Origin of the sequence: Bradyrhizobium sp. AZCC 2176, from assembly GCF_036924645.1 — a bacterium.
GTDB lineage: Bacteria > Pseudomonadota > Alphaproteobacteria > Rhizobiales > Xanthobacteraceae > Bradyrhizobium.
Genome location: NZ_JAZHRX010000001.1, coordinates 554,059 through 567,305, shown reverse-complemented (window position 1 = coordinate 567,305; position 13,247 = coordinate 554,059). Strand labels below are relative to the sequence as shown.

Below are 13,247 nucleotides of genomic sequence, written 5' to 3'. Positions count from 1 at the left end.
CTTCTTCTGGAAAACAAGGGGTTTTCCGGAAAAGGGGCGGCCTCGAAAGGGGGACCAGCGCGGTACCAAACCCCGATCGAGGCCGCTTGCGCCGATCGGCGGATCGAGCGCCACTCATTTTCGCGTGATCACCCGGTGCATTAATGAGACGCACCGGTGTTTTGATTCCAGATTTTCGATGTCAGAATTGGGACAAGGCGGCGCGGTGTTGCCTATCCGCCGCTCTTCTTGCCGGTAGCCCGGATTGCGCTGCGTCCCATAGGATCTACGGGTTAGCTCTTCTTCTCCATCTGGTCGTAGACGGCTTGGGCGATCTGGGTCAGCCGCCCCCGGTCGACGCCGGTGGACACCACGGCATAGACGACGCCGTCATCGGCCCAGAACAACGTGCTTTCCTTGCCTTCCGCCGCGTAGCGCATCTGCGTCGCCTCGGCGCCAGATTTTGCGGTGTAGATCGTGAAACGTTCGCCCGAAGCGCTCTCATACATCATGAAGGACGCCGGACCCGCGGAACCCGGCAACAGCCGCCCGCCGACCAGTTTCAAGCCGGCGCCTGCCAGCTCCGGCGCGCGGACGACCCAGCCGCACCGCTTGGTCAGCCATTGCTGCAGATGGCTGCGTTCGCTGCCCGGCACTTCGACGGGATGCCGCACCTCCACCACGTAAAGCCGATGCGCCTCGATCGCGTGGACCGTCAGATTTTGGAAAGCCGAGGGCGCAGCGGTCGCGCCGCGCGCGAGCCAGCCGACGCCGCCGCCGATGATGAACGCCGCCAGCGTGGCCGCGATGGCGGCGTACACCCATTTGCGCGGCTGTTGCGCCAGCCGCTCGATCTCGAGCCGCTTCGGCACCGCCTCGTCGATAACCGAATCGTACCTCACATGCAGCGCCTCCGCCATCGCGCGCCACGACTGCACCCGCGCGGCATCGTCGGGATGCGCAGCGAGCCACGCCTCGACATCGCCGCGGCGTTCCGCCGGCAGCTCGTTGTCGACGTAAGCATGCAGCTCGTCTTCGGTGACGGGAATGTTGCGATCGGTCATTGTCGTCTCTGTCTCTTCCTGGTCCTGCGTCTATTCTCTCTGGTCTGCCTGTACGTCACGCTTTCATCATTTCACCCGCCGCAGCGCCGTGCGCTCGCCCTCGAGCGAAGCTTTGACATGCGCGCGGGCGCGGGCAAGCCGGGACATTACGGTGCCGATCGGCACGCCCTGGATGTCGGCGACCTCGCGGTAGCTCAGTCCTTCCAGCATCACGAGCAGCAGCACCGAGCGCTGTTCTTCCACCAGCGTCGCAAGCGCCCGCGCAATGTCGCGGCCCTCCGCCTCGGTGCCGCTGGCGTCCGGGTTATTATCCAACAACGGCATGAATTGCGGACGCCGCGCCAGCGACCGCCGCCGGTTCTTGTTCAAATTGGTCAGGATCGTATAGAGCCAGCTCCTGACGTCGCCGCCGAGAAACAGCCGTTCCGAACGCAACGCGCGCACCAGCGTATCCTGCACCAGATCGTCGGCGATGTCGGCATCGCGCGCGAGCGCCCGTGCATAGCGGCGGAGCGCCGGAATCATGGCTTCGACACTTTGACGAAACGCGCTCATCGGCACCAGATTGCAAGAGTTGCAACAGTCATGAGGCGCGAACGCCTTACCCAACATAACACCCGATCGACGTGTCTATTCCAGCCATTGAGGCGCATCGCAAACAGCGTTAATGCGAAAGCGGATTTGGGCTCGACCGCACGGGAGTGCTGATGTACCTCCAGGCTCGACAGGGAAGCGCGATTGGAAACCGCATGCCGCAAAAATCAGGTCTGATGCAAAGCGCCCCGACGTGCCCGACATTTCGTTCTCCAATTCGGTAGCCAAGGAATAGCCTGACAGTCCGATGCCAGCGCCCGTGATCTACTACATCCGCCACGGCGAGACGTCGTGGAATGCGGAAGGCAGGCTGCAGGGCACGCAGGACGTTCCGCTCAACGATCTCGGCCGCAGGCAGGCGGCCCAGGCCGGCAATGTCCTCGCCGAACTGCTGGCGCGCGATGGCCGCGACAAGGCCGCGCTGCCGTTCGTTGCAAGCCCGTTGGGCCGGGCGCGGGCGACGATGGAGTTGGTGCGGGGCGCCCTGAAACTTCCACTGGAAGATTACGCGCTCGACGATCGCCTGCGCGAGATCGGCTATGGCGTCTGGGAGGGCTCGACGCTGGCCGAGATGCAGGCCGCCGACCCCGTGCTCTATGCCAAGCGGCTGACGGCGAAATGGACGATGGCCCCGGAAGGCGGCGAGACCTACGCGGAAGTGCAGGCCCGGATGCGCGGCTGGTACGATTCCGTGAAGACCCATACCGTCGCCGTGGCCCATGGCGGCACGGCGCGGGCGCTGATGGTGGCGCTGGGCATCGAAACGCCACAAAGCGCCGCCGACCTCCTGATCGAGCAGGGCGCCGTTTACGTATTCCGCGACGGCGGTTTGCGGAAGTATAGTTAAGGGCGGCGCTTAACACGCGCCGTCATTCCGGGGCGGTCCGCAGGACCGAACCCGGAATCTCGAGATTCCGGGTCTGGTCCTTCGGACCATCCCGGAATGACGGTGTTACGGGTTTGACCGCCGCCCGGCACCACGTTACGACACACCATGTCCCACAACACCTTCGGCCACATGTTCCGGGTCACGACCTTCGGCGAAAGCCACGGGATCGCGATCGGCTGCGTGGTCGACGGCTGCCCGCCGCTGATCCCGCTGACCAATGAGGACATCCAGCACGATCTCGACCGCCGCCGTCCCGGCCAGTCGCGCTTCACTACCCAGCGCCAGGAGCCGGACGCGGTCAAAATCCTGTCCGGCGTGATGCCCCATCCTGAGTCCGGCGGGCAGGTGACGACGGGAACACCGATCGCGCTGCTGATCGAGAACACCGATCAGCGCTCCAAGGACTATTCCGAGATCAAGGACAAGTTTCGCCCCGGCCACGCCGACTTCACCTATGAGGCCAAATACGGCCTGCGCGACTATCGCGGCGGCGGGCGTTCGTCGGCGCGCGAGACCGCAACTCGCGTCGCCGCCGGCGCCATCGCGCGCAAAATCCTGCCCGACGTGAAGGTGCGTGGCGCGCTGGTGCAGATGGGCCCGCACAAGATCGACCGCGACAAATGGGACTGGGACGAGATCGCGCGCAATCCGTTCTTCTGTCCCGACAAGGACAAGGCTGCGTTCTTCGAGCAATATCTCGACGGCATCCGCAAGAGCGGCTCCTCGATCGGCGCGGTCATCGAAGTCGTTGCCGAGGGCGTCCCGCCGGGCCTCGGTGCGCCGATCTATGCCAAGCTCGACGGCGAGCTGGCGGCGGCGATGATGAGCATCAATGCGGTAAAGGGCGTCGAGATCGGCGCAGGTTTTGGTGCTGCCGAATTGTCGGGCGAGCAAAACGCCGACGAGATGCGCACCGGCAACAACGGCACGCGATTCCTGTCGAACCATGCCGGCGGCGTGCTCGGCGGTATCTCGACCGGCCAGCCGGTGGTGGTTCGCTTTGCGGTGAAGCCGACGTCGTCGATTCTGTCGCCGCGCAAGACGGTCGATCGCGCCGGCGCCGACACCGAGATCATGACCAAGGGCCGCCACGACCCCTGCGTCGGCATCCGCGCGGTGCCGGTGGGCGAGGCCATGATGGCCTGCGTGCTGGCGGATCACTTCCTGCGCCACCGCGGCCAGGTCGGCGGGTAGCGTCCAGCCTTGCTCACTGCATGGCATCTGCGATCTTTTCCGCCGCCATCAGGACCGGGAAATTGGTGTTGGCGCACGGCACCACCGGGAAGATCGAGGCGTCGACCACGCGCAAGCCCTGCACGCCCTTGACGCGGCCTTGCGGATCGACGACCGCCATCGGATCGTCCGCCCGGCCCATCCGGCATGAGCACGAGGCATGCCACACCCCGATCGCCGCCTTGCGCACGAAGGCTTCGAGCGCCTCGTCGTCGCGCATGACCTGCTCGAACGTAAAACCTTCGACGATGAAATTATCGATCATGGCGTGACGCAATGCAGCCGGCCCGTCCATCAGCGTTGCGGCAATGGCGGTGAGGATCTTGTTTTTGGTGTTGACCACGCCGATTTTCCGCACGCGGTCTGAGTACGAGGCCGGGAACGGCTTGTCGGTGACTGCCTTGAGCGGCGCGCTCATCTGCAGCGCCGCCATCTTGCGAAAGCCGCTCATCAGGCGGTCGAGATCGCGCCGGTCGGACAGCAGGTTGAACTCGACGATCGGTTCTGCGCGCGGGTCGGTTGAGGCGAGTTTTACCTGCCCGGTCTCCGAGTAGGTCTTGTTGACGAAGGTGAGCAGCGAGGCGATCTGCTCGCCGACCGAATGCCAGGCCGACTTGGTGAGGACGGCGACGAACATGTCGCCGGCCGGCGTGCCCGGAAGCCCCGAGGAGTAGCGCAGCCCCATCTGGATGTGGCGTCGGGTGTGCTCGTTCATGCGCGCGCCACGGCGGACAAAAGACGACAATGCGATCGAGGGATGATCCATCAGCCCCTGGCCGACACCCGCAAGGCCCGTCAGGACTGGAATGCCCATCTCCTTCAGATGGCCGACCGGCCCGATGCCGGCGCGCAGCAGATGCGCCGGCGAATGGATCGCGCCACATGACAGGATGACCTCGCGACCGCGGAACTGCTGTTCGCGGCCGTCGACCAGCGCCCTCACGCCGACGCATTGCGTGCCCTCGAACAGCAACTCCTTGACCTCTGTGTTGGTCGATATGGTCAGGTTGGCGCGCTTGCGTGTCTCGCGATCGAGGTAGCCCATCGCGGCCGAGACGCGTTGCTCGTCTTGGTTGGAGTGTGTCACCGGGAAGTAGCCGTCGACGAACTCGCCGTTCTGGTCGGGCAGGAACGCATAGCCGGCGAGCTTGCAGGCCTCGGCCATCGCCTGCGAATGCCCCGTCCAATGCTGGTGTGGAATGCGGCGGACAGGGATGCGGCCGTCCTTGCCGTGGAATGGCCCGTCGAAATCGAGATCGCGCTCGACCTTCTTGAAGTAGGGCAGCACGTCCTTCCAGTTCCAGCCGGTGGCGCCGCGGGCCTCCCACTCCGCGTAGTCGGTCGGCGCGCCGCGGTTGGCCATCTGGCCGTTGATGGAGGACCCGCCACCCAACACGCGCGCCTGTTCGTACTTGCGCAATGGCGGGCGGCTCTCATCGGGGTTGTTGTGGCTGACGATTTGGGTCGTCACCTTGAGTTCGGTCCAATGGAAGCGCGGGTCGAAATACGCCAGCCCGGAATAGCTGTCGCGGATTTCGGGCGGCTCGTTGCCGGGCGGGGTGTCCTGGCCTGCTTCGCAGAGCAGGACCTTGTTGGCGCTCCTGGCGGAGAGCCGGTGGGCCATGACCGAACCCGCTGATCCGCCGCCGACGATGATGGTGTCGTACACTTGACGTTTCCTCTTGTTTTGCACCGTAAAGCTAGCGCAGCTCCGTCGTCGGGTCACGCCGGGAGCGCGCTTGACGTTTCGTGGGGTTGCGCGGCAAATACCGGCGCCATGGATGCATCAAGACTGCGAGAGTTGACCGACTGGCTGATGGATGGCGGGAGATCCGCGGCCAGCCCCAAGAGATTTATGGCCGAGTGCTGCGAACGGATGGTCGCGGCAGGGCTGCCGCTGTGGCGCATCGGCGTCTTCGTCCGCACGCTGCACCCCGAAATCTACGGCCGCAGTTTCATCTGGAAGCCGGGCGCCGAGGTCGAGCTCGGCGCGGTCGACTACAATATCCTGCAGTCACCGGATTTTCACACTAGCCCGCTGATCATCGTGTTCCAGCAGGGGGTGGAAGTTCGGGCCCGGGTCGATGATCCCGCGAGTCGGCGCTTTCCGATCATCGACGACTTTCGCGCCGAAGGCGTCACGGATTATCTCGCGCTGCCGCTGCCCTTCATCGGCGGCACGGTGAATGCATCGAGCTGGACCACTAAGCAAGCCGGCGGGTTCACGGACGAACAATTAGCGGCGCTACGGAGTCTCGCGAAGCCACTGGCGCGGGTGGTCGAGATCCTCAGTTTGAAGCGCATGGCGGCGAGCCTGCTCGACACCTATGTCGGCAATAGCGCCGGCGAGCGGATCATGGGTGGACAGATCAGACGCGGCCACACCGAGACGATGAATGCCGCGATCTGGCTGTCCGATCTGCGCGGCTTCACGGCGCTGTCGGACCGGCTGCCAGCCGAGACCGTTGTCGATATTCTGAATCAGTATTTCGATTGCCAGGTCGCCGCGATCAAGAAGCATGGCGGCGAAGTGCTGAAATACATGGGCGACGGGTTGCTCGCGGTTTTTCCGATCGACGAATATGTCGGCGACGAAAAGCAGGTTTGCTCGCATGTGCTGGAAGCCGCCCACGAGTCGCGCGCCAGCGTCGCCGACATGCAGTACCCGGTAGGCGACGCGGTCGAGCGGTTTCGCTTCGGGCTTGCGCTGCATGTCGGCCGAATTCTCTACGGCAATATCGGCGGCGGCAACCGGCTCGACTTCACCTGCATCGGCCCCGCCGTCAACCTTGCGGCACGGCTGGAAAAGATCGCCAGCCAAACTCGTCGCACGATCGTGGCGTCGGAAGGATTTGCCGGCATCTGCCGGGGAGGGTGGAGCGATCTCGGCGAGTTTCCAGTCGCCGGCTTTTCAAAAGCCGCCCGGGTCTATGGACTGGCCGATGAGGCGTCGGCGAATTGAGACCCGTAGCCGGGATTGCGCTGCGCTCCGTCCGGGCTACGAGTTGAGCGCCCGCTATTCCTCCGGTTCGGTCGTGAACAGCAGCGGATAGCCCTTGGCGCGGCCGGCGTCGGTGGCGCGCGTCGCCTTGGTCTCGGCGACGTCCTTGGTGAAGACGGCGACCACGCAGACGCCACGCCGGTGCGCCGTGATCATCACCTTGTGGGCCTGGTCCTCGGTCATGCGGAATTCGGCCTTCAGCACCGTGACGACGAATTCGCGCGGCGTGTAGTCGTCATTGATCAGGATGACCTTGTGCAGGCGCGGCCGCTCGGTCTTGGTTTTGACCTTGGTCTTTGGTGTGACGGTGGTATCGGCCATTCCAATGCAGTCCCGAGGCGAGCGAATTTTTGACGGGCTCGCCGCGCTCAGTTGGCGCGGCAGTCCGCCAGGCGCTGCGCCATGGTCTGATCGCCGCGGCTTGCGGCCGTCTCGATCAGTTTACAGGCTCTGGGCCGGTCCTGAAACTGGGCGTTTGCCGAGAGTTTCAGCTCGATCAGGGCTTTCATCGCGCCGGGTTCGTCGAGTTCCGCTCCTAACCCGAATGTGAAGGACAAATGATTTCAGCGCTTTGCGTCGGCCGCTTTGCATGTCACGATTACTGTCGTTCGACGGGAGGGCCGCAATGCGCTGGTATGTCTCGATCGGGGTCGTGCTTGTAGCGGGCGTACTCGCCGGCGGCGATGTGGCGGGTTTTGCCGCGCCGAACCGGCTGGGCCACCAACCCAGCGCCGATGGCCGTCAACTGGCCGACAAGGAAGCCAATCCGACCGTCGACGTCGAACTCGTCCTCGCCGTCGACGTCTCCTATTCGATGGACATGGACGAACTCGCGCTGCAGCGCGAGGGCTATGCGCAGGCGATCGTCTCCAAGGAGTTCCTGCAGGCGCTGAAGAGCGGCCCGAACGGCAGGATCGCGGTAACCTATTTCGAATGGGCAGCCTCCACTGACCAGAAGATCATCATCCCGTGGCGCCTGATCGACGGGCCCGAGACGGCCGATGCCGTCGCCAATGAAATCATCAAGACCCCGATCCGCCGGGCGTCGCGCACCTCGATTTCGGGTGCGATCAACTTCGCGATGCCGCTTTTCGACGAGAACCCGCACCGCGGCCTGCGGCGCGTGATCGATATTTCCGGCGATGGCCCGAACAACAACGGTGCGCCCGTCGTCATCGCACGCGATGCCGCGGTGGAAAAGGGCATCGTCATCAACGGCCTGCCGATCATGGTGAAGGAGCCGTCCTATTCCACCATGGATATCGACAACCTCGATCTCTATTACGAGGACTGCGTCATCGGCGGCCCCGGCTCCTTCGTCGTCACGATCAAGGACCGCGACAAGTTCAAGGAAGCGATCCGCACCAAGTTGCTGCTCGAGATCGCGGGCCGTACCCCCGAACGCCCGGTCGTACCAGCCGCCGGCCGTGAGCCGCGCGTCAACTGCATGATCGGCGAGAAGATCTGGCAGGACCGGTGGGGAAGGTAGCTACCTCGTAGCCCGGACGGAGCCAACGGGTCGCGCGAATGCGCGCCCGATGACAGGCTCCGCGCAATCCGGGATTCCACAAGCGACAATGTTGCCCCCGGATTGCGCTGCGCTCCATCTGGGCTACGAGCGTCTGCTACCGCCTGAACCTTGCCACCAATTCGACATGCGGCGTGTGGCGGAATTGGTCGACCGGGGTGACGCCGTCGATCTTGTAGCCGCCGTCGATCAGGATTTTTGCGTCGCGCGCGAATGTCGTGACGTTGCACGATACCGCAACCACCGTCGGCACCTTGCTGGCCGCGAGCTGTATCGCCTGCGCCTGCGCGCCCTGGCGCGGCGGGTCGAACACCACCATGTCGTAGTCCCGCAGTTCCTGCGGCATCAGCGGTCGGCGAAACAGGTCGCGTGCCTCCGCCTTGACCGGCTTCAGTCCTGGCGTCGAAGTCGCGGCCTTCTGCAATGCGGCGACCGCGCCGGCGTCGCTGTCGAAGGCGGCGATACGCGACTTCGCCGCAAGCCGCAGCGTGAACGGGCCGACCCCGCAAAATAGATCGGCGATATGTTTGCCGCGCTTGCAGTGGTCGGACACCAGCGCCGCCAGCGCCTCCTCACCGGCGACCGTTGCCTGCAGGAACGAGCCGGGCGGCAGCGCCACCTGCGCGGCGCCGATCGAAATTGTGGGCGGCGTTCGCATCAAGACCAGCTCGCCGTGCCGCGTCAGCCGCGCCAGCCGATGCTGTTCGGCGATGCGCGACAGGTTTGTGATCAAGGCGGTCGACAGCCGGCCGGAGCCGCGTACATCGATGTCCAACCCGCTATTGGTCGCAGTGACCTGGATGTCGAGCGGCTTGCTCATCGAGATCAGCGGCTCGGCGACGGCCCAGGCTGCTTCGATCGCGCCGCCGAGTTGCGGGTCGAGGATCGGGCAGCGGTCGATCGGAATGATGTCGTGCGAACCGGCCGCCGCATAGCCGACCTTGAGCACATCGTGCGTTCCCATTCGTGCATGCAGGGTGATGCGCCGGCGGCCCGCGCCATGGGCATCGACCAAAGGCGCCACGTCGCAATCGATTCCCGCCTGCGACAGCGTCGTCACCACGAGCTCGCGCTTCCAGGCGCGATAGGGGGCGGCATCCCAGTGCTGGATCGCGCAGCCGCCGCAGACACCGAAATGCGGACAGAACGGCGAGATCCGCTCCGCGCTTGCAGCCTCGACCTTGAGCAATCGCCGGCGGTCGGGATGGTGGCCGGCAACAGGCGCGACCTCGACTATCTCGCCGCCCAGCGTGTACGGCACATAGATGTTGCCGCCGCCGGCGATGGCGACGCCGTCGCCGTGATGGCCGACATGGTCGATGACGAGGCGCTCGCCGTCAGCCACGGCGCGCGCCCATGAAGAATTCGATATTGCCGTCGCCGCCTTTGATAGACGACGGAAACACCTGGATATCGGTGCAGCCCAGCGAAGCGGCGAATGCCGAAATATCGTCGCAGATTTCCTGATGCACCATCGCATTGCGGATGATGCCGTGCTTGGAATGTTTCCGCTCCGCCTCGAATTGCGGCTTGATTAGCGCGAGCAGATGCATCGGCGCGGCCGCCAGCGACAGCGCCACCGGCAGCACCGCCTTCAATGAAATGAAGCTGACGTCGATGACGACGATATCGGGCCGCGCGGGCAGGCGCTTGCCCTCGAATTTGCGGATGTCGGTTTCTTCCATCGACACGATACGGGGATGGTCGCGCAGCGAGGGATGCAACTGGCCGTGCCCGACGTCGATGGCGAACACCAGGCTGGCGCCGTTCGCCAGCAGCACCTCGGTGAAGCCGCCGGTGGAAGCGCCGACGTCGAGGCAGACATGGCCCTCGATCTCGATCGGATACAGTTCCAGGGCGCCGGCGAGCTTGACGCCGCCGCGCGAGACGTAGGGGTGCGCCGGCTGCGCGGACAATTCGGCGTCGGCGGCGATCATCTCCGACGCTTTCAACACTGGCCGCCCGTCGGCCGTCACGCCGCCGGCGTCGACCGCGGCGCGGGCGCGGGCGCGGCTTTCGAACAGGCCGCGCTCGACCAGCAGCACGTCCGCGCGCTTGCGGGGAGAGATTTCGCTGTTGCTCTTCTTCGCCAAGGTCAGTCCGATTTGCCTCAGTCCGATTTGCGGGTGGCGCGATCCGCCGCAAGCGCGACGCAGGCCTCGAACGAGGTGAGATCGTGCCAGATGTCCGCAGGCCGCTGCTGCGGCGTCACCAGTTTAGCACCATGCAGATCGAGCGTGTGGATCATCATGAGATTGTCGGGCAGTCCGAAATCCTCGACCGTCAGTCCGTCATCGTCGATCAGATGGCCGTCACTGGCTTTCGTGACCACAAAGGATAGCGCAACCCGCTCGGCATAGTCGGCGGGATCGTTGCTGTAGGCGAAGCAGAGCTTGCCGCGCCCGGCCATGTAGCCGAGTTCATAGACGGTGCCGGCGTCGGCACTGGGGCCACGAAACGGCGTAAGGTTGGCAATGATCGCATCCGCCGCGTCCATCATGGCCTCGTTGCCCTTGAAGATCGCAAGCGAAGCATCGGCGGACGAAAGATCGATCGCGTTGTCGAGCGGATAGAGCCCGCTCACGCCATGGCGGGCGCAGATCGCGGTCTTGCGGCGCCCAATCTCGATGGCGTCCGGCAGGAACACATCGGGACCTGCGAGGTAAATTTTCGTCATTCCGGGTTGCGTCCTCGGTCGGCCGTCGCCGACCTGAGGCGACAGGCCGTGATGTGCAATTGCACATCAGGGAATCCATACTCTCGATGGTGGTTATGGATTCCGGGTTCGTCGCTTCGCGCCGCCCCGGAATGACGCAAGATTATGCCTCAGGCGAGCTTGACCGTCTCGGTCTTGTAGTCCTTGCCGAGCGCGTCGAACACCTTGGCGACGATGCCCTTGGCGTCGAGGCCGGCATGGGCATACATCGCGGTCGGCGAGTCATGGTCGATGAACTCGTCGGGCAGGATCATCGCGCGCATCCGCAAACCGCCATCGAGCATGCCGTGGTCGGACAGCGTCTGCATCACGTGCGAGCCGAAGCCGCCGATCGAGCCTTCCTCGATGGTAAGCAGCACCTCATGGTCGCGCGCCAGCTTCAGCACCAGATCGACGTCGAGCGGCTTCATGAAGCGTGCATCGGCGATGGTGGTGGAGAGGCCGTGGGCAGCGAGTTCGTCGGCCGCCTTTTCGCATTCGGCCATCCGCGTGCCGAACGAGAGCAGGGCGATCTTGGTGCCCTGGCGGACGATGCGGCCCTTGCCGATTTCGAGGGGAATGCCGACCTCGGGCATTTCGACGCCGCGGCCTTCGCCGCGCGGATAACGCACCGCGCTCGGCCGGTCATTGATCGCAACTTGCGTGGCAACCATATGCACCAGTTCAGCCTCGTCGGACGCCGCCATGATGACGAAGTTCGGCAGACAGCCGAGATAGGCGTTGTCGAAGGAGCCTGCATGGGTCGCGCCGTCAGCGCCGACCAGGCCGGCACGGTCGATCGCAAAACGTACCGGGAGGCTCTGGATCGCGACGTCGTGGACCACCTGGTCGTAGCCGCGCTGCAGGAAGGTCGAGTAGATCGCGCAGAACGGCTTGTAGCCTTCGGTGGCGAGGCCGGCCGCAAACGTCACCGCATGCTGCTCGGCGATGCCGACGTCGAAGGTGCGGTCCGGGAAGGCCTTGTTGAAGATGTCGACGCCGGTGCCGGACGGCATCGCGGCCGTAATGGCAACGACCTTGTCGTCCTTCTCCGCTTCCTTGACGAGGCTCTGGCCGAACACGTTCTGGTAGGCCGGGGCGTTCGGTTTTGCTTTCGCCTGGGCGCCAGTGGCGACGTCGAACTTGACCACGGCGTGATACTTGTCGGCGGAAGCTTCCGCCGGGCCGTAGCCCTTGCCCTTCTGCGTCACGACGTGGACCAGGATCGGGCCGGTTTCCATGTCGCGGACGTTCTTCAGCACGGGCAGCAGATGGTCGAGGTTATGGCCGTCGATCGGGCCGACATAGTAGAAGCCGAGTTCCTCGAACAGCGTGCCGCCGTCCATCATGAAGCCGCGGGAATATTCTTCGACGCGGTTGGCGCGGTTGGCGAGGATTTTCGGCAGGCGCTTGTTGATCTGCTTGGCGGCGTCGCGCAGCGTGCGGTAGGTCTTGCCGGAGTAGAGGCGGGACAGGTAGGCGCTCATCGCGCCGACCGGCGGCGCAATCGACATGTCGTTGTCGTTGAGGATGACGATCAGGCGCGAGTTCATGGCGCCCGCATTGTTCATGGCCTCATAGGCCATGCCGGCTGACATCGCGCCGTCACCGATCACCGCGATAACGTTGTTCTTGCCGCCGGAGAGGTCGCGCGCCACCGCCATGCCGAGACCGGCGGAGATCGAGGTCGAGGAATGCGCTGCGCCGAACGGGTCGTAATCGCTCTCGGTGCGCTTGGTGAAGCCGGAGAGGCCGCCGCCAGTGCGCAGCGTGCGGATGCGGTCGCGGCGGCCGGTCAGGATCTTGTGCGGGTAGGCCTGGTGGCCGACATCCCAGATCAGGCGGTCGCGCGGCGTGTCGAAGGTGTAGTGGATCGCGGTGGTCAGTTCCACGACGCCGAGGCCGGCGCCGAAGTGGCCGCCGGTCACCGACACGGCGTCGATGGTTTCCTGGCGGAGTTCGTCGGCGACCTGCCGCACCTGCTCGATCTTGAGCTTGCGAAGGTCGTCGGGCGTGCGAATGGTATCCAGAAGCGGCGTTTTACTAAATGTGGTCACAGCGATATTCCAATTTTGCATGTCAGGGCCAAAGGCCTGACGCGAGACGGGAAGCGCGTTAACCGCGCCGCGAAAATCCAGACCCCGGTGCCATCGCGGCGGGCCGGTACCTGATTTGAAAGCCTAGATGCACTCTGGCCTAAACCATGTGATATGCATCACGTTAGTAGCTTCTAAACCCTTCCCGGTTCAGTTTCCTCAGTCATT

At 64.5% G+C, this 13,247-nt stretch carries 13 protein-coding genes; 4 read left to right on the top strand and 9 right to left on the bottom strand.

Annotation, left to right across the window (positions count from 1 at the left end):
• Positions 1-272: 272 nt before the first annotated feature.
• Together V1288_RS02480 and V1288_RS02475 are read right to left on the bottom strand one after the other, a co-directional pair.
• On the bottom strand, positions 273-1,043 hold the full coding sequence (locus tag V1288_RS02480) for an anti-sigma factor family protein (RefSeq protein WP_334355568.1): 771 nt from the start codon (positions 1,041-1,043) through the stop codon (positions 273-275).
• A 66-nt stretch (positions 1,044-1,109) separates the two neighbouring features.
• Entirely contained in the window at positions 1,110-1,598 is a 489-nt protein-coding gene (locus V1288_RS02475; protein WP_171577673.1) for an RNA polymerase sigma factor, read from the bottom strand.
• Positions 1,599-1,884: 286 nt separating this feature from the next.
• On the opposite strand from V1288_RS02475, the gene V1288_RS02470 reads away from it, so the two are divergent.
• Positions 1,885-2,484 (top strand): histidine phosphatase family protein, encoded by a 600-nt coding sequence (locus V1288_RS02470; RefSeq protein ID WP_334355567.1) that lies wholly within the window; start codon positions 1,885-1,887, stop codon positions 2,482-2,484.
• Between the two features lie 147 nt (positions 2,485-2,631).
• Positions 2,632-3,720, top strand: coding sequence for a chorismate synthase (gene aroC / locus V1288_RS02465; RefSeq protein WP_334355566.1), 1,089 nt, complete (start codon positions 2,632-2,634; stop codon positions 3,718-3,720).
• Positions 3,721-3,733: 13 nt separating this feature from the next.
• On the opposite strand, the gene V1288_RS02460 is transcribed toward aroC, so the two are convergent.
• Positions 3,734-5,428 carry a GMC family oxidoreductase gene (locus V1288_RS02460; RefSeq protein WP_334355565.1) on the bottom strand — a complete coding sequence of 565 codons (1,695 nt, stop codon included), beginning with the start codon at positions 5,426-5,428 and terminating at the stop codon, positions 3,734-3,736.
• A gap of 108 nt (positions 5,429-5,536) precedes the next feature.
• On the opposite strand from V1288_RS02460, the gene V1288_RS02455 reads away from it, so the two are divergent.
• Positions 5,537-6,721, top strand: a complete 1,185-nt coding sequence (locus V1288_RS02455; RefSeq protein ID WP_334355564.1) for an adenylate/guanylate cyclase domain-containing protein — start codon at positions 5,537-5,539, stop codon at positions 6,719-6,721.
• 54 nt (positions 6,722-6,775) lie between these two features.
• Here the strand turns inward: V1288_RS02455 and clpS are convergent, their stop codons facing one another.
• Both clpS and V1288_RS02445 read right to left on the bottom strand, forming a co-directional pair.
• On the bottom strand, positions 6,776-7,081 hold the full coding sequence (gene clpS / locus V1288_RS02450) for an ATP-dependent Clp protease adapter ClpS (protein ID WP_057855122.1): 306 nt from the start codon (positions 7,079-7,081) through the stop codon (positions 6,776-6,778).
• A gap of 47 nt (positions 7,082-7,128) precedes the next feature.
• Positions 7,129-7,269 carry a hypothetical protein gene (locus tag V1288_RS02445; RefSeq protein WP_334355563.1) on the bottom strand — a complete coding sequence of 47 codons (141 nt, stop codon included), beginning with the start codon at positions 7,267-7,269 and terminating at the stop codon, positions 7,129-7,131.
• Positions 7,270-7,385: 116 nt separating this feature from the next.
• Between V1288_RS02445 and V1288_RS02440 the strand changes: the two genes are divergently transcribed.
• Positions 7,386-8,249 (top strand): DUF1194 domain-containing protein, encoded by an 864-nt coding sequence (locus V1288_RS02440; protein ID WP_334355562.1) that lies wholly within the window; start codon positions 7,386-7,388, stop codon positions 8,247-8,249.
• Positions 8,250-8,385: 136 nt separating this feature from the next.
• Here V1288_RS02440 and V1288_RS02435 read toward each other — a convergent pair whose 3' ends face one another.
• The 4 genes from V1288_RS02435 to dxs all read right to left on the bottom strand — a co-directional run bounded on the left by V1288_RS02435 (position 8,386) and on the right by dxs (position 13,061).
• Positions 8,386-9,633: a class I SAM-dependent RNA methyltransferase gene (locus tag V1288_RS02435; RefSeq protein ID WP_334355561.1), complete on the bottom strand. Its 1,248-nt coding sequence runs from the start codon at positions 9,631-9,633 to the stop codon at positions 8,386-8,388.
• On the bottom strand, positions 9,626-10,357 hold the full coding sequence (locus V1288_RS02430) for a TlyA family RNA methyltransferase (RefSeq protein ID WP_334361173.1): 732 nt from the start codon (positions 10,355-10,357) through the stop codon (positions 9,626-9,628). The genes V1288_RS02435 and V1288_RS02430 overlap by 8 nt, the downstream gene beginning before the upstream one ends.
• A 41-nt stretch (positions 10,358-10,398) precedes the next feature.
• On the bottom strand, positions 10,399-10,965 hold the full coding sequence (locus V1288_RS02425) for a nucleoside 2-deoxyribosyltransferase (RefSeq protein WP_334355560.1): 567 nt from the start codon (positions 10,963-10,965) through the stop codon (positions 10,399-10,401).
• Positions 10,966-11,114: 149 nt separating this feature from the next.
• Positions 11,115-13,061: a 1-deoxy-D-xylulose-5-phosphate synthase gene (gene dxs, locus V1288_RS02420; protein WP_334355559.1), complete on the bottom strand. Its 1,947-nt coding sequence runs from the start codon at positions 13,059-13,061 to the stop codon at positions 11,115-11,117.
• Positions 13,062-13,247: the final 186 nt, after the last annotated feature.